Source organism: Halomonas shengliensis (assembly GCF_900104135.1).
Lineage (GTDB): Bacteria > Pseudomonadota > Gammaproteobacteria > Pseudomonadales > Halomonadaceae > Halomonas > Halomonas shengliensis.
This window is the reverse complement of record NZ_FNIV01000002.1, coordinates 103,875-119,706: the sequence shown is the minus strand read 5'-3', so window position 1 is coordinate 119,706 and position 15,832 is coordinate 103,875. Positions and strand designations below refer to the sequence as shown.

Below are 15,832 nucleotides of genomic sequence, written 5' to 3'. Positions count from 1 at the left end.
GAGTAGTCGCCAGCACCAGGTGCGCCGCCTTGCGTGGCGCGTTGAGGGTGCGATAATGCGAGCCACTTTCCCTTTTCGACGCGCCGGCCGCATCCAGAGCGGTGGCCGGTGGAACACCACAAGGCACCCGGCCAATGAATCCCAACTATCTCGACTTCGAACAGCCCATCGCCGAACTCCAGGCCAAGATCGAGGAGCTGCGGCTGGTCGGCAACGACAGCCAGGTCAACCTCAGCGAGGAGATCGAGCGCCTCGAGGAGAAGAGCCGCAAGCTTACCGAGTCGATCTTCAAGGACCTCTCGCCCTGGCAGGTCTCGCAGCTTTCGCGCCATCCCCAGCGTCCCTACACCCTGGACTACCTGGCGCACGTCTTCACCGACTTCGATGAGTTCCACGGCGACCGTCGCTTCGCCGATGATGCCGCCATCGTCGGCGGCGTGGCGCGCCTTGATGACCGCCCGGTGATGGTGATCGGCCACCAGAAGGGGCGCGACGTGCACGAGAAGGTGCGGCGCAACTTCGGCATGCCGCGGCCCGAGGGCTACCGCAAGGCGTGCCGCCTGATGGAGATGGCCGAGCGCTTCCGCATGCCGGTGCTCACCTTCATCGACACCCCGGGGGCCTACCCCGGCATCGACGCCGAGGAGCGCGGCCAGTCCGAGGCGATCGCCTGGAACCTGGGCGTGATGTCGCGGCTGCGCACCCCAATCATCGCCACCGTGGTGGGCGAGGGCGGCTCCGGCGGGGCCCTGGCGATCGGCGTGTGCGACGAGCTGGCCATGCTGCAGTACTCCACCTACTCGGTGATCTCGCCGGAGGGCTGCGCCTCCATCCTCTGGAAGAGCGCCGAGAAGGCCGCCGACGCCGCCCAGGCCATGGGCATCACCGCCGAGCGCCTCAAGGAGCTGGGGCTGGTCGACACCCTGATCCCCGAACCCCTGGGTGGCGCCCATCGCCAGCCGGTGACCACCGCCGAGCGCGTCAAGGACGCCCTGCTGGCCAGCCTCGAGCGCCTCGATGCCATGGACACCGAGGCGCTGCTGGAGCGCCGCTACCAGAAGCTGATGAGCTACGGCGCCCCTGCCTGACGGGATGGACCACCCCCTCCAGTCCCTGATCAACGACGCCCTGGCCGAGACTCCGCCGGGGCGTCGCGTCTGGGTCGCCCTCTCCGGCGGCCTCGACTCCTGCCTGCTGCTGACCCTGGCCGCCGCGGCGACCCGTCGCCACCCCCGCCCGCTGCGGGCCCTCCACGTTCACCATGGCCTCCAGGAGGCCGCCGATGGCTTCGAGGGCCACTGCCGCGCCCTGTGCGAGGGGCTGGGGGTGGGGCTCGACGTCGAGCGGGTGCGGGTCGATGCCGCCGGCGGTCAGGGGCTGGAGGGCGCCGCCCGGGAGGCCCGCTACGCCGCCTTCGCCCGGCGGGTGGGGGAGGGCGAGACCCTGTGGCTGGCCCAGCATCGCGACGACCAGGCCGAGACCTTCCTGCTCGCCGCCCTGCGTGGCAGCGGCCCCCGCGGGCTCGGCGCCATGCCGCCGGGGCGCCAGTGGCAGGGGCGGCGCCTGGTGCGACCGCTGCTGGGCTGCTCCCGGGCCGAGCTGACCGAGGCCGCGCGCTGGCTCGGCGTCGCCTGGGTGGAGGATCCCACCAACGCCGCGCCCGACCAGGATCGCAATTACCTGCGCCATGCCGTGCTGCCGCGCCTCGGCGAGCGCTGGCCCCATGCCGCCGCGTCGCTGGCGCGCAGCGCGGCGCTCGCCGCCGAGGCGGATGGCCTGCTGGCGGAGCTGGCCGCGCTCGACCTGGCGCGCCTCGGCGGTGATCCGGGGCGACTGCCCCTGGCGGGGTTGGCGGGGCTCTCCCCTGCCCGGCGACGGTTGCTGGTGCGCCACGCCTGCGCGGCCCTGGGCCTGCCCTCGCCGCCGGCGCGGCGCCTGGAGAGCCTGCTGGCCCAGCAGGCGGCGCGCCCCGACGCCGTCCCGCGGGTAGCCTGGCCCGGGGCCGAGGGGCGGGGCTGGCGCGGGCATCTCTACCTGATGGCGCCGCCCCTGGCGCTGCCATCCGCCTGGGCCAGCGACTGGGATGGCCACGCGCCGCTCGCCACGCCGCTGGGGCGCTGCGCGGTGGCACTCGGGGGGGCGGCAGAAGGGGAGAGGTTGCGGGTGGCGGTGCGCCGCGGCGGCGAGAGGCTGCGCCTGGCCGGGCGCGGCGGTCGCGACCTCAGGCGGCTGCTGCAGGAGCTCGCGGTGCCGCCCTGGGTCCGCGAGCGGCTGGTGGTGGTGTGGGCCGGCGAGGCGCCGGTGGCCGTGCTCGACCCCCAGGCCGGCCGCTGGCTGGCGCTGGCCGAGGGCTGGTCAGCGGCGTGACAGGATAAGCTCGAACCCGGCGGCCTTCAGGTAGGCGGCCTCCTGCTCCAGGTCGTTGAGCAGCAGGGCGGGGTCTTCGCCCTCGCCTATGTCGAGGGTAAGGGTGTCGCCCTCGGCGGTGAGGCGCGGGGCCGCGGGGGGCTGCTCGGGGCGCGAGTGGTTGAGGATCACCGCCAGGCGCAGCAGGAGCGCCAGGCGGGCGTGGGAGTCGCGGTCGGGGGCGGGCAGCGCCTGCCACTCCTTGAGCGGGAACTTGCGGCGGTGGGCGCGCACCAGGAAGGCCAGCAGGCGCTGCTCGGGGCGCGAGAAGCCCGGCAGGTCGGAGTGCTCCAGCAGGTAGGCGCCGTGGCGATGGAACTGGCTGTGGGAGATGGCCAGGCCGATCTCGTGCAGCCGCGCCGCCCAGCCCAGGAAGCGCACCTGGGTCTCGTTGAGGCGCCACGCCTCGCGGACCTGGGCGGCCAGCGCCAGCGCCGTGGCGGCGACGTTGTCGGCCTGGCGCGGGTCCACCTGGTAGCCGCGGCTGAGGTTCTCCAGGGTCTTGAGGCGGCTGTCCTCGGCGCCATTACGCCCCACCAGGTCGTAGAGCACCCCCTCGCGCAGGGCGCCGTCGGCGTAGCGCATGCGCTCCAGGTCGAAGGCTTCGAAGATGGCGCCGAGGATCGCCATGCCGGCGGGGAACACCCGGGCACGGTCGGGCTTGAGCCCCTCCATGGCCACCCTGTCCAGCTTCTTGCACTTGATCAGCCGGCGGCGCAGCGCGGCCAGCCCCTCGCGGGTGATCACCCCCTCCGGGGCGTCGCCGCTGGCGGCCAGCACCGCCGCGGCGGCCTTGATGGTGCCGCTGGAGCCCACCGGGTCGCGCCAGCCAAGCTCCTGATAGGGGCGGCGGATGTTGGCCAGCTCCGAGAGGGCGGCGAGCTCGGCCCGGCGCATGCGCTTCTCGCTGATCTCGCCGTCCGCGAAGAAGCGCCGGCTGAAGGAGACGCAACCCATGCGCAGGCTCTCCAGCGCCAGGGGTTCGAAGCGTTCGCCGATGATGAACTCGGTGGAGCCGCCGCCGATGTCGACGATCAGCCGCCGTCCCTGCTCGGCCAGGGCGTGGGCCGCGCCCAGGTAGATCAGGCGCGCCTCCTCGCGGCCGGCGATGATCTCGATGCGGTGGCCCAGCTCCGCCTCGGCGCGCTCGATGAAGGCCTCGCTGTTGGCCGCCTCGCGCAGGGCATTGGTGCCCACCACCCTCAGGTGGTCGGGGGTGACGCCCTCGAGGAAGGGGGCGAAGCGCGCCAGGCAGCCCAGCGCACGCTCCATGGTGGCGTCGTCCAGGCGGCCGTCGTCGTCGAGGCCGGCGGCGAGCTGCACCTTCTCGCCCAGGCGGGCGACCACCTGCAGGCGGTCCTCCTGGTAGTTGGCGACCAGCAGGTGGAAGCTGTTGGAGCCAAGGTCGATGGCGGCGAGGCGGCGCGGGTCGCTGGCGCCCTCCTGACGGGGAATGGCCGGGTCCGGTGGCGGGGTCATGGGGCTTCCTTCGGCGAGTCTGGAAAAAGGGTGCGGGCAAGGCGCGGCGCTGTCAATCGCCGGTCGCGCCGGGGCTTGCGTTCCCAGGCGGGCTTGTCTAGTATCGAAGCGTTCGCCTTTTCCTGATTTCCCCGACCGATCCGGCGATCCCGTCTCGGTCAACTCCAAGTCGTCAGACAGCCCACTGCATCAGCCCGCGTTCCCGGCCTTGCGGCCCAGAACCGCTGATCAGGCGAATCGAACCTGCTTCCTCGCTCACGCCATCGGCCCGGCCACCCCTCGTGCGGTCGCCCGCCCATGGCCACACGCCGCGCCACGACGAGGCTAGCCTGTCCGGGCTCTGAACGCATCACAGGGCGTCATCGTCTCGCCTCCTGTCGCTTTCCTCATGGCGCACCGCCGCCCGGCTTCCCAAGAGCAACGTCTGAACACACCGATGAACCTTACCGAACTCAAGCAAAAGCCCGTGCCGGACCTGCTGGAGATCGCCCGCGAGATGGGCATCGACAACCTGGCCCGTTCGCGCAAGCAGGACATCATCTTCGCCATCCTCAAGAAGCACGCCAAGAGCGGTGAGCCGATCTACGGCGACGGCGTGCTGGAGATCCTGCAGGACGGCTTCGGCTTCCTGCGCAGTGCCGACAGCTCCTACCTGGCCGGGCCCGACGACATCTACGTCTCCCCCTCCCAGATCCGGCGCTTCAACCTGCGCAAGGGCGACTCCATCTCCGGCAAGATCCGCCCCCCCAAGGAGGGCGAGCGCTACTTCGCGCTGCTCAAGGTCAGCCAGATCAACTTCGATCGGCCGGAGAACGCCAAGAGCAAGATCCTGTTCGAGAACCTCACGCCGCTGTTCCCCCAGGAGCGGCTGCGCATGGAGATCGGCAACGGTTCCACCGAGGACCTGACGGCGCGGATCATCGACCTGGTGGCGCCCATCGGCAAGGGCCAGCGCGGCCTGCTGGTCTCCCCGCCCAAGGCGGGCAAGACCCTGATGCTGCAGAACATCGCCACCTCGATCACCCGCAACAACCCCGAGTGCCACCTGATCGTGCTGCTGATCGACGAGCGCCCCGAGGAGGTGACCGAGATGTCGCGCACGGTGCGCGGCGAGGTGGTGGCCTCCACCTTCGACGAGCCGCCGGCGCGCCACGTGCAGGTGGCCGAGATGGTCATCGAGAAGGCCAAGCGCCTGGTGGAGCACAAGAAGGACGTGGTGATCCTGCTCGACTCCATCACCCGCCTGGCACGCGCCTACAACACCGTGGTGCCTAGCTCCGGCAAGGTGCTCACCGGTGGCGTCGATGCCCACGCCCTGGAGAAGCCCAAGCGTTTCTTCGGTGCGGCGCGCAACATCGAGGAGGGCGGCAGCCTGACCATCATCGCCACGGCGCTGGTGGACACCGGCTCCAAGATGGACGAGGTGATCTTCGAGGAGTTCAAGGGCACCGGCAACATGGAGGCGCACCTCGACCGCAAGCTGGCCGAGCGCCGCGTCTACCCGGCGATCAACATCCGCCGCTCCGGCACTCGCCGCGAGGACCTGATCGCCTCCGAGGACGAGATGCAGCGCATGTGGATCCTGCGCAAGCTGCTCAACCCCATGGAAGACACCGCGGCCACCGAGTTCCTGATCGACCGTCTCAAGGATACCAAGACCAATATCGAGTTCTTCGAGGCCATGAAACGGCGTTGATCCTGGCCTGCTTCGCTTGTATCACCTTCGCTCGTGACGGCCAGCCTTCAACGCCTTCGCCTTGAAAGGTTTGTCCTGGGAGCCTGGGGGCAGCCGAGCGCAGAAAACTGTGCAAATGTTGTACGAAGGCCCAGGGGGTAGCATGCTATGCTGCCCCTTTCGTCATTCCGGAACCGGGAAATCCGAATGAAGTACAAGGACCTGCGCGACTTCATTGCCGCCCTGGAGGCCCAGGGCGAGCTCAGGCGCATCACCGCCGAGGTGGACCCCTACCTCGAGATCACCGAGATCTGCGACCGCACCCTGCGCGCCGGCGGTCCGGCGCTGCTGTTCGAGAACGTCAAGGGCCACACCATGCCGCTGCTCGGCAACCTCTTCGGCACGCCGAAGCGGGTGGCCATGGGCATGGGCCAGGACTCGGTGGCCGCGCTGCGCGAGGTGGGGGAACTGCTGGCCTTCCTCAAGGAGCCGGAGCCGCCCAAGGGCTTCCGCGACGCCTGGGACAAGCTGCCGATCTTCAAGCAGGTGATGAGCATGGGGCCGAAGACGGTGCGCTCGGCGCCGGTACAGGCGCTGGCCTATGAGGGCGACGAGGTCGACCTCGACCGCCTGCCGATCCAGCACTGCTGGCCCGGCGATGCCGCGCCGCTGGTCACCTGGCCGCTGGTGATCACCAGGGGGCCCCACAAGAAGCGCCAGAACCTCGGCATCTATCGTCAGCAGAAGCTCGGCAGGAATCGCCTGATCATGCGCTGGCTCTCCCACCGTGGCGGGGCGCTGGACTTCCAGGAGTTCCAGCAGGCCCACCCCGGCGAGCCCTTTCCGGTGGCGGTGGCGCTGGGTGCCGACCCGGCCACCATCCTCGGCGCGGTGACCCCGGTGCCGGATTCGCTCTCCGAGTACGCCTTCGCCGGGCTGCTGCGCGGCTCGCGCACCGAACTGGTCAAGTGCGGCCATGCCGACCTCGAGGTGCCGGCCTCGGCAGAGATCATCCTGGAGGGCTTCATCTACCCGGACGACATGGCGCCCGAGGGGCCCTACGGCGACCACACCGGCTACTACAACGAGGTGGACAGCTTCCCGGTGTTCACGGTGACGCGCATGACCATGCGCGAGAACGCCATCTACCACTCCACCTACACCGGCCGCCCGCCCGACGAGCCGGCGATCCTGGGGCTGGCCCTCAACGAGGTGTTCGTGCCGATCCTGCGCCGCCAGTTCCCGGAGATCGTCGACTTCTACCTGCCGCCGGAGGGCTGCTCCTACCGCATGGCGGTGGTGACCATGAAGAAGCAGTACCCGGGCCACGCCAAGCGGGTGATGATGGGGGTGTGGAGCTTCCTGCGCCAGTTCATGTACACCAAGTTCGTGGTGGTGCTCGACGACGACGTCGACGCCCGCGACTGGAAGGACGTGATCTGGGCCATCACCACCCGCATGGACCCGGCCCGGGACACCGTGATGGTGGAGAACACCCCCATCGACTACCTGGACTTCGCCTCGCCGGTCTCGGGGCTCGGCTCCAAGATGGGGCTGGACGCCACCACCAAGTGGCCCGGCGAGACCGATCGCGAGTGGGGCGTGCCCATCGTCATGGACGAGGCCGTCAAGGCCCGCGTCAGCGAGCGCTGGCACGAGCTGGGCATCGACCTCCCCGACACCACGACCCCCTGACAAGCCACGAGGCATACATGACGCCAAGGACCCTGACCTGCCCGGTCACCGAGGTCGAGGACCTCAGCCCCGACGTCTTCCGTGTCCGGCTCGACGGCCGCGCCGAGGCGGCCGCCCACGATCCCGGCCAGTACCTGGAGCTCAAGCTCGACGAGGGCATCTGGGTGCCGTTCTCCATCGCCAACGCCTGGCGCGGCGATGGCGAGATCGAGCTGCATATCCAGCACTGGCCGGAACGCGAGAACTCCGCGCGGCTGCGCGAGCTCCTGCAGGTGGCCAACCGCCTGACCCTGCGCCTGCCCGGGGGCGACTGCGTGCTGGACCCCGAGAGCCGGCGGCCGCTGCTGCTGGTCGCCGCCGGCACCGGCTTCGCCCAGATGAAGGCGCTGGTCGAGGGGGCGCTCGCCGCCGACCCGCAGCGCGAGATCGCCCTGTGGTGGGCCGCGCGGGAGGAGCGCGACCTCTACCTGGAGCGCCTGCCCCGGGAGTGGGCCGAGGCCCACGCCGGCTTCACCTTCCATCCGGTCACCGAGGTCGCCCCGGAGCTCCCTTGGGCCGGCGAACGGGTGGTGGGCCATCGTGGGCGCATCGACCAGGCCCTGGCCGCCTCGCTCGAGGACGTCTCCGGCCACGACGTCTACCTCTCCGGCTCGCCGGGCATGGTCTACGCCTGCGTCGACGTACTCGCCTCCCTGGGCCTTTCGTCCTCGCGGGTCTTCTCGGATGTCTTCGCCTACGCCCCGCGCGATCCCATCGTGCCCACCGCCGGCAGCCTGCGTCGGGAGGCGGGCTCATGAGCGCCTCGCCGATCCTGATCACCGGCGGTGCCCAGCGCCTGGGGCGCCACTGCGCCGAGCGCCTGGTGGACGACGGCCATCCGGTGATCATCAGCTACCGTCGCGAGCGCCCCGAGCTCGAGGCGCTGAGCGGCCGCGGCATCGTCACCCTGCCGGCTGACTTCTCGACGGAGGAGGGGATCCTCGATTTCCTGGCCCGTCTCAAGGCCGAGACCGCCTCGCTGCGAGCCATCGTCCACAACGCCAGCGACTGGGCACCGGACTCCACCGGGCCCGAGGCGGGGGCGACCTTCGAGCGGCTGTTCCGTATCCATATGCTGGCGCCCTACCTGATCAACCTGCACGCCCGCGAGCTGCTCGAGGCGTGCCGCGAGCCCCAGCGCGACATCGTGCACATGACCGACTACGTGGTGCAGAAGGGCTCCAGGAAGCACGCCGCCTATGCCGCCACCAAGGCCGGGCTCGACAACCTGACGCTGTCCTTCGCCGCCATGTACGCCCCTGAGGTCCAGGTCAACGCCATCGCCCCGGCGCTGATCATGCTCAACGAGGGCGACGACGAGGCCTACGCCGAGAAGGCCCGCGGCAAGTCGGCGATGCAGATGGTGCCCGGCCCGGGGGTGATCTACCAGACGCTGCGCTACCTGCTCGACAACCGCTATGTGACCGGCGCGACCCTGCCGGTGGACGGCGGGCGCCACCTGCGATAGCCCCAGCCTGCGACCATCGGTGCCGTGCCGAGGCCTGCCAACTTCGCTAGAATGGCTGCCACCCCTGAACCCCAACCCTGACGCAATCGGAGGAGTGACACATGGCGGGACACGACGAGAACTTCCGCGACAGCAGCGGCCTGCTCTCCATCATCATGGGCCTGATCGTGCTGGTGGCCATGAGCTGCCTGCCGGCCACCATCGGCTGGTATCAGCTGTTCGCCGGCTGAACGGCGCCCTTGTCAGCCATGCCGCGATGCGGCAGGATGAAGCGACAGCTCAGGAGAACCCCATGACCGCACCCATCACTCAGCACCTTCCTCACCACGCCGCCTGCGGCCGTGGGGAGTCGTCGTGCGTGGCCGTGGGCGGTTTCTGGTATGGCTATTTTATGACCGGTGTGCCGGCGGCCATGTCCTGAGCGCAATACGCGACATCGCCGGAGGCACACCCGCCAGGGCCGCCTCCGACAGAACCCCCGGACGGCAGCCCCGCCCGGGGGTTCTGCGTTTCGGGCGGCGTGATACGAGAGCGTGAACCATCAGATGACATTCAGGAGAGAGACCATGACCGCTACCATCGCCATCCGCCAGACCCGTGGTTTTCCCGGCTATTACGGCGCCTGGCGATTTAGCGAGCTGCGGTCGGCTCCCTCCGCCACATCCGGCCGTAGCGTACTCGGTGGCACCCGATCCACACGATGTATGACCGCTGACCGGAGCTGAGCCCCATGAACGCGACCCTCGCCGCCGCCACCCTGAACGACGCCACCCCCACCGTCACCCCAGACGCTACACCGATGCGCCCGCTGCCCACTTCGGGAGAGCTGCAACGCAGCCTGCCCCTCTCCCCGGCCCTGGCCCGCCGGGTCGAGGCCCAGCGCCGCGCCGTGCATGACATCCTCGCCGGCCGCGACGACCGCCTGCTGGTGGTGGTGGGCCCCTGCTCCATCCACGACCCCGAGGCGGCGCTGGCGTATGCCCGGCGCCTCGCCGAGCTGGCGCCGCGCCTCTCCGACCGCCTGCTGCCGGTGATGCGGGTCTACGTGGAGAAGCCGCGCACCACCGTGGGCTGGAAGGGGCTCGCCTACGACCCCGACCTCGACGGCACGGGTGACATGGCCCGTGGCCTCGAGGTCTCGCGGCGGCTGATGCGCGACGTGGCCGCACTGGGGCTGCCGGTCGCCACCGAGCTGCTGCAGCCGATGCTCGCCCCCTATCTGGAGGACCTGCTCTCCTGGGTCGCCATCGGGGCGCGCACCACCGAGTCCCAGCTGCACCGCGAGCTGGCCAGCGGCCTCTCGGCGGCGGTGGGCTTCAAGAACGCCACCGGCGGCGACACCGGCGTGGCCCTGGACGCCATGCGCGCTGCCGCCCACCCCCACAGCCACTTCGCCATGGACCCCGGTGGGCGCCCGGCGATCCGCGATACCGCGGGCAACCCCCATACCCAGCTGGTGCTGCGCGGCGGCCACGGCGAGCCCAACTACCAGGCCCACCACGTCCAGGCGGCGCGCCGCGCCCTGGAGGAGGCGGGCCTCTCGCCGCGGCTGATGGTCGACTGCAGCCACGCCAATGCCCGCAAGGACCACCGCCGCCAGAGCGAGGTGCTGCTCGACGTGCTGGCCCAGCGTGAGGCCGGCGAGACGGCGATCGCCGGACTGATGCTGGAGAGCCACCTCCACGAGGGCAAGCAGCCGCTCGCTCCCGGTCGCCTGCGCCACGGGGTCTCGGTCACCGACGCCTGCATCGGCTGGGAGACCACGGAGCACCTGCTGCTCACCGCCGCCGAGCGGCTGCGCTAAGACCTATAGCTCGGGTTAGCCGGAGCGATTTCGGTGATAGCGTCTGCTGTACCGTGGTGAAGGATCCCGGGATAATGGCCTCGATCGTCGATTCGCCACCCCAGGAGCCCAACATGCCCTTCCAGTTCGAGGAGCAAGACCCCGAGACCTACCGCCGCAAGGGGCGCCTCATCAGCCTGGCCATGGCCGGTCAGTTGATCGTCTTCGGGCTGGTCTTCGTGCAGCTGCTGCAGGCCGCCTTCGACGGCGGCTTCTGGCTCAACGTGCTGGGCGTGGTGCTGGGGCTGGTGGCCACCAGCCTGGTGTTCGCGGTGCTGCGCGAGCGCCCCTGGATGGACGAGGTGCGCTATGCCTGGCAGCTCAAGCACCACCTCTCCCGGGTCAGCGGCTACCTGCCGGCGCTGCGTCGCGGCATGGCGGAGGGCAACGGCACCGCCCTGGACCTGCTCGCCTTCTATCACCAGGGCATGGCCCAGCTCGCCGAGCTCAACGGCCGCACCCTGGACGACGACGCCGAGCTGCTCGCCGAGCGCGAGGTGGTGCGGATGGCACGCCGCGAGCAGGGCCTGGCCGAGCGCGTCGAGGGCTTCGATCCCCACGACCTGGCCGCCTTCCGCAGGGGATAGGCCCTCCAGCCGAGCGTCTGCCTGTCGCTTCATCGGTCTGTCACCTTGCTCACCTAGCCTGACCTCGTCCTGGAGGCGTCCCCATGCCTCCTTCCATCCGACGAGGAGTCCCCCATGAGCAAGGAAATCGAGGATCATCGCGACCTCAACCCCGGCACCAACGAGCCCTTCGCCTCCGTTCTCGAGCGCCATGTCTCCCGGCGCAGCGTGATGCGCGGTGGCCTTGGGCTGGCCGCCGCCTCGATGCTGGGCTTCGGCGGTGCCGCCCAGGCGCTAGCCTCGAGCACCAGCCATGAGAAGACGCCGCTGGGTCTGGCCTTCGAGTCGATCGCCGGCTCGCGCAGCGACGCCGTGGTGGTGCCGCCGGGCTACACCGCCCAGGTGCTGGTGCCCTGGGGCACGCCGCTCTCGGAGAAGGCGTCGGCGTGGCGCGACGACCTCGCCATGACCGCCGAGCGTCAGGCGCAGAGCGTGGGCATGCACCATGACGGCATGCACGGTTTCCCGCTGGATGAGGCGAGCGCCTCGCGCCGTTTCGTGCTGGCGCTCAACAACGAGTACATCGACCAGCAGGCGCTGTGGGCGCCCCAGGGCGGCCCCACCAATGCCGAGGAGGGCGCGCGCCCCGCCGAGGAGTCGCGTACCGAGATCAACGCCCATGGCGTGACCCTGGTGGAGGTGGTGAAGGAAGGCGACGGTCGCTGGTCCCATGTGCCGGGCTCCCCCTACAACCGCCGCTTTACCAGCGCCACGGAGATGGAGCTGGCCGGTCCGGTCGCCGGCAGCGCCTACGTCAGGACCAAGTTCTCGCCGGAGGGGCGCCTCACCCGCGGCACCAACAACAACTGCGGCAACGGCTTCACCCCCTGGGGCACCTACCTGGCCTGCGAGGAGAACTGGCCCAACATCTTCGTCAACACCGGCGAGCGTTTCGCCGACGACGCCCGCATCGGGATTCCCACCCAGCGCGGCCGCTACGGCTGGGAGACCTCGGCGGGGGATCCCAGCGAGGCGAACGACGAGTTCGCTCGCTTCGATATCACCCCGCGCGGCGCCGATGCCCGCGAGGATTATCGCAACGAGGCGCGCACCTACGGCTATCAGGTGGAGATCGACCCCTACGACGGCAGCCGCCGTGCCGTGAAGCGCACCGCCCTGGGGCGCTTCCGCCACGAGGGGTGCTGGCTCGGCAAGCTCGAGCCGGGCAAGCCGGTGGTCTTCTACTCCGGTCACGATGCCCGCAACGAGTACATCTACAAGTTCGTCTCCGCCGCCGGCTGGGACCCGGCCGATGCCAACCGCCCCGGTGCGGCCTATGACCGCCTGGCGATCGGCGCCAAGTACCTGGACGAGGGAACCCTCTATGCTGCCCGCTTCGATGCCGACGGAAGCGGCGAGTGGCTGCCGCTGACGCCGCTGGCGAAGAGCCGTGATGGTCGCCCGCTTCACGAGGCCCTGGGGCTGGCCGCCGACGACCAGGCTGGCATCATCATCCATACCTGCGATGCCGCCGACCTGATGGGCGCGACCCCCATGGATCGTCCCGAGTGGGCCAGCGTCGATCCTGCCTCAGGCGAGGTCTACATCACCCTCACCAACAACAGCAAGCGCACCGCGGCGGGCAGCGAGGCGACCTTTACCAACGGGGGAGGCGCCATCGACGAGCCCGGCGTGGGCTTCGCCACCGCCCCGGTCAACGAGGCCAACCCGCGCCCCGACAACGGCGCCGGGCATATCCTTCGCTGGCGGGAAGTCGATGATGGTGCTCGCTTCGCCTGGGAGGTGTTCGTCTTCGGCGCCGCCGCCGCGGATGCCGACAACCGCTCGGGCCTGACCGAGGCGAACCAGTTCGCCAGCCCCGATGGTCTCTGGTACGACGATCGCGGCGATGGCCAGGGTATCCTGTGGATCCAGACCGACAACGGCTACGAAGGCGTCGCCGAGCATACCAATGACCAGCTGCTGGCGGTGGTGCCGGCCGCCCTGGAGGGCGGGGTGGTCACGCCCGAGACCCAGCAGCACCTCAAGCGCTTCGCGGTGGGGCCCAGCGGCTGTGAGGTCACCGGGATCTTCGCCACCCCCGACAAGACCGCGCTGTTCATCAACATCCAGCACCCGGGCAACTGGCCGGCCGCCGAGGATGCCACCACGGCCACCCAGGGCAAGGTGCGCCCGCGGGCCTCTACCGTGGTGATCCAGAAGCAGGATGGTGGCCCGATCGCCGTCTGACCCGGCTTCTAGCGCCCGGACGCCATCCGGGCGCTGGAAGAGTGGCGCTTCGCGCCTGGAAGCTGCAAGACAACACACCCCGCCACCGTGGTTGCGGGGTGTGTTGTCTATGGAGGTGCCACATCATGTTGGCTTCCAGCCAGCTCCTGGCGCCGAGCTATGCCCGGCGCTCGGTCAGGCCTTGGCGGCGTAGGCGTAGAGCAGGGTCTCCTGGGCGCTGATCGGGGCGGCCTCGCCGGGGTGCTGCTTGACGTAGCTGCCATCGGGCTGCAGCAGCCAGCTCTGGCAGTTGTCCACCAGGTAGGTCTCCAGGTCCTTGCGCACCCGGGCGGCCAGCTTCTTGTCCAGCAGGGGGAAGCAGGTCTCCACCCGATGGAACATGTTGCGGGTCATGAAGTCGGCGCTGGACGCCCACACCTCCGGCTTGCCGCCGTTATGGAAGTAGAAGACCCGGGTGTGCTCCAGGAAGCGCCCGACGATGGAGCGCACTCGGATGTTCTCCGAGACGCCGGGAACGCCGGGGCGCAGGCAGCACTGGCCGCGGATGATCAGGTCGCACTCTACCCCGGCCTGGGAGGCGCGGTAGAGCGCCTGGATCAGCCTGGGTTCGGTCAGCGAGTTGCACTTGATGATCAGGTGGGCACGCTTGCCCTTGCGTGCCTCGGCCGCCTCGCGCTCGATCATCTCCACCATCCGCTCGTGCAGGGTGAAGGGGGCGTGGAGCAGCGTCTCGATGCGGCGTGCGCGACCCATGCCGGAGAGCTGCTGGAACACTTGGTGCACGTCCTCGCACAGGGTCGGGTTGGCGGTCAGCAGGCTGTAGTCGGTGTAGAGCCGCGCGGTCTTGGAGTGGTAGTTGCCGGTGCCCAGGTGCACGTAGTAGCGCAGCCCCTCCTTCTCGCGGCGCACGATATGCATCATCTTGGCGTGGGTCTTGTAGGCCATCACCCCATAGATGACGATGGCGCCGGCCTCCTGCAGCCGCGAGGCGAGCGCCAGGTTGTCGGCCTCGTCGAAGCGCGCGCGCAGCTCGATCACCACCGTCACCTCCTTGCCGCCCCGGGCCGCCTCCACCAGCGAGTTGACGATGGGCGAGTCGGCACCGGTGCGATACAGGGTCTGCTTGATGGCCAGCACCCCGGGATCGCGGGCGGCTTCGGAGAGCAGGTCCTCGACCGGTGAGAAGGCGTGGAAGGGATGGTGCAGCAGCACGTCGCCGGCGGTGATGGTGTCGAACAGGCTGCCCTCCTTGCGCAGGTTCTTGGGCAGCCCCGGGGTGAAGGGCCGGTAGAAGAGTTCCGGTCGCTCCACCTCGCCGATCATCGACATCATGCGGGTCAGGTTGACCGGCCCGTTGACCCGGTAGAGGTCCTCCTCCTCCAGCTCGAACTGGCGAAGCAGGAAGCCGGCCAGTTCGTCGGGGCAGGTGTCCACCACCTCCAGGCGTACGCCGCTGCCGTAGCGGCGTGCCAGCAGCTCGCCGCGCAGCGCCGAGGCGAGGTCGGAGACCTCCTCGGGGTCCACCGTCATGTCGGCGTTGCGCGTCAGCCGGAACTGGTAGCAGCCACGCACCGTCATGCCCGGGAACAGCTCCTCGGCGTGGGCGTGGATCATCGAGGAGAGGAACACCGCCTCCTTGAAGCCCTGCTCGCACAGCGCCTCGGGCAGGCTGATCACCCGGGGCAGCGAGCGCGGGGCCGGCAGGATGGCGAGCCCCCCCTCTCGCCCGAAGGCGTCCTTGCCCTCGAGCTGGACGATGAAGTTGAGGCTCTTGTTGACCAGCCGCGGGAAGGGGTGGGAGGGGTCGAGGCCGATGGGGCTGATCACCGGCATGATCTCGTTCTCGAAGTAGTCGCGCACCCACTCGCGCTGGGCCTTGGTCCAGTCGCGGCGGCGACGGAAGCGCAACCCCTTCTCCTCCAGCGCGGGCAGCAGCGACGCGTTGAGGATGCGGTACTGGCGCTCGATCTGCTCGTGGGCGATGCGCGAGATCTCGGCGAGCACCGCCCGCGGGGTGCGCCCGTCGGCCCCGGAACTGATGTCGCCCAGCGCCAGCTGGTGCTTTAGGCCGGCGACGCGGATCTCGAAGAACTCGTCCATGTTCGACGAGAAGATCAACAGGAACATCAGCCGGTTGAGCAGGGGATGCGCCTCGTCCAGCGCCTGTTCCAGCACCCGGATGTTGAACTGCAGGTGGGAGAGCTCGCGGTTGAAATAGAGCGTGGGGTCGCTCAGGTCGGCGTCGCTCGCCGGTGGTGCCTTGGGCTTGATGCCGGCCCGTGTCTGGTTGAGGCGCGGGCTCGGCACGTCGCTTCCGGCGTCGTCGCCGGGGGCGGCCAGGGCCAACGGAGTGGCGGGCGATGAGGTGGGACTGCGATCTTCCATGGGCAACTCTCTCGTGGCAGGGAAGG

Annotated in this window: 13 protein-coding genes; 11 read left to right on the top strand and 2 right to left on the bottom strand. The window is 69.8% G+C overall.

Annotation, left to right across the window (positions count from 1 at the left end; all coding sequences use genetic code 11):
* Positions 1–134: 134 nt before the first annotated feature.
* Together accA and tilS are read left to right on the top strand one after the other, a co-directional pair.
* The gene (accA, locus tag BLP95_RS03155) at positions 135–1,088 is read left to right on the top strand and encodes an acetyl-CoA carboxylase carboxyl transferase subunit alpha (protein ID WP_089676991.1); all 954 of its coding nucleotides are present in this window, start codon (positions 135–137) and stop codon (positions 1,086–1,088) included.
* Positions 1,089–1,092: 4 nt separating this feature from the next.
* Positions 1,093–2,367 carry a tRNA lysidine(34) synthetase TilS gene (gene tilS / locus BLP95_RS03150; protein WP_089676990.1) on the top strand — a complete coding sequence of 425 codons (1,275 nt, stop codon included), beginning with the start codon at positions 1,093–1,095 and terminating at the stop codon, positions 2,365–2,367.
* Here the strand turns inward: tilS and ppx are convergent.
* Positions 2,356–3,885 carry an exopolyphosphatase gene (gene ppx / locus BLP95_RS03145; RefSeq protein ID WP_089676989.1) on the bottom strand — a complete coding sequence of 510 codons (1,530 nt, stop codon included), beginning with the start codon at positions 3,883–3,885 and terminating at the stop codon, positions 2,356–2,358. The two genes, tilS and ppx, sit on opposite strands and share 12 nt — an antisense overlap.
* A gap of 436 nt (positions 3,886–4,321) precedes the next feature.
* Here ppx and rho point away from each other — a divergent pair, with 436 nt between their 5' ends.
* The 9 genes from rho (at position 4,322) to BLP95_RS03110 (ending at position 13,421) form a co-directional block, all read left to right on the top strand.
* On the top strand, positions 4,322–5,581 hold the full coding sequence (gene rho, locus BLP95_RS03140) for a transcription termination factor Rho (protein WP_023004627.1): 1,260 nt from the start codon (positions 4,322–4,324) through the stop codon (positions 5,579–5,581).
* A 186-nt stretch (positions 5,582–5,767) separates the two neighbouring features.
* On the top strand, positions 5,768–7,255 hold the full coding sequence (ubiD, locus tag BLP95_RS03135; RefSeq protein ID WP_089676988.1) for a 4-hydroxy-3-polyprenylbenzoate decarboxylase: 1,488 nt from the start codon (positions 5,768–5,770) through the stop codon (positions 7,253–7,255).
* 17 nt (positions 7,256–7,272) lie between these two features.
* On the top strand, positions 7,273–8,052 hold the full coding sequence (locus tag BLP95_RS03130) for an NAD(P)H-flavin reductase (protein ID WP_089676987.1): 780 nt from the start codon (positions 7,273–7,275) through the stop codon (positions 8,050–8,052).
* Positions 8,049–8,762 carry a dihydromonapterin reductase gene (folM, locus tag BLP95_RS03125; RefSeq protein WP_089676986.1) on the top strand — a complete coding sequence of 238 codons (714 nt, stop codon included), beginning with the start codon at positions 8,049–8,051 and terminating at the stop codon, positions 8,760–8,762. The genes BLP95_RS03130 and folM overlap by 4 nt, the downstream gene beginning before the upstream one ends.
* Before the next feature lie 101 nt (positions 8,763–8,863).
* On the top strand, positions 8,864–8,992 hold the full coding sequence (locus BLP95_RS17160) for a hypothetical protein (protein ID WP_023004631.1): 129 nt from the start codon (positions 8,864–8,866) through the stop codon (positions 8,990–8,992).
* Positions 8,993–9,054: 62 nt separating this feature from the next.
* On the top strand, positions 9,055–9,183 hold the full coding sequence (locus BLP95_RS17155; RefSeq protein WP_281187367.1) for a hypothetical protein: 129 nt from the start codon (positions 9,055–9,057) through the stop codon (positions 9,181–9,183).
* A 309-nt stretch (positions 9,184–9,492) separates the two neighbouring features.
* A complete protein-coding gene (locus BLP95_RS03120; RefSeq protein WP_089676985.1) occupies positions 9,493–10,566 on the top strand; it encodes a 3-deoxy-7-phosphoheptulonate synthase in 1,074 nt (357 codons plus the stop codon).
* Between the two features lie 113 nt (positions 10,567–10,679).
* A complete protein-coding gene (locus BLP95_RS03115) occupies positions 10,680–11,192 on the top strand; it encodes a DUF3087 family protein (RefSeq protein ID WP_089677321.1) in 513 nt (170 codons plus the stop codon).
* A 114-nt stretch (positions 11,193–11,306) separates the two neighbouring features.
* Positions 11,307–13,421 carry a PhoX family protein gene (locus BLP95_RS03110; protein WP_089676984.1) on the top strand — a complete coding sequence of 705 codons (2,115 nt, stop codon included), beginning with the start codon at positions 11,307–11,309 and terminating at the stop codon, positions 13,419–13,421.
* Positions 13,422–13,595: 174 nt separating this feature from the next.
* On the opposite strand, the gene ppk1 is transcribed toward BLP95_RS03110, so the two are convergent.
* On the bottom strand, positions 13,596–15,806 hold the full coding sequence (gene ppk1 / locus BLP95_RS03105; protein ID WP_089676983.1) for a polyphosphate kinase 1: 2,211 nt from the start codon (positions 15,804–15,806) through the stop codon (positions 13,596–13,598).
* Positions 15,807–15,832: the final 26 nt, after the last annotated feature.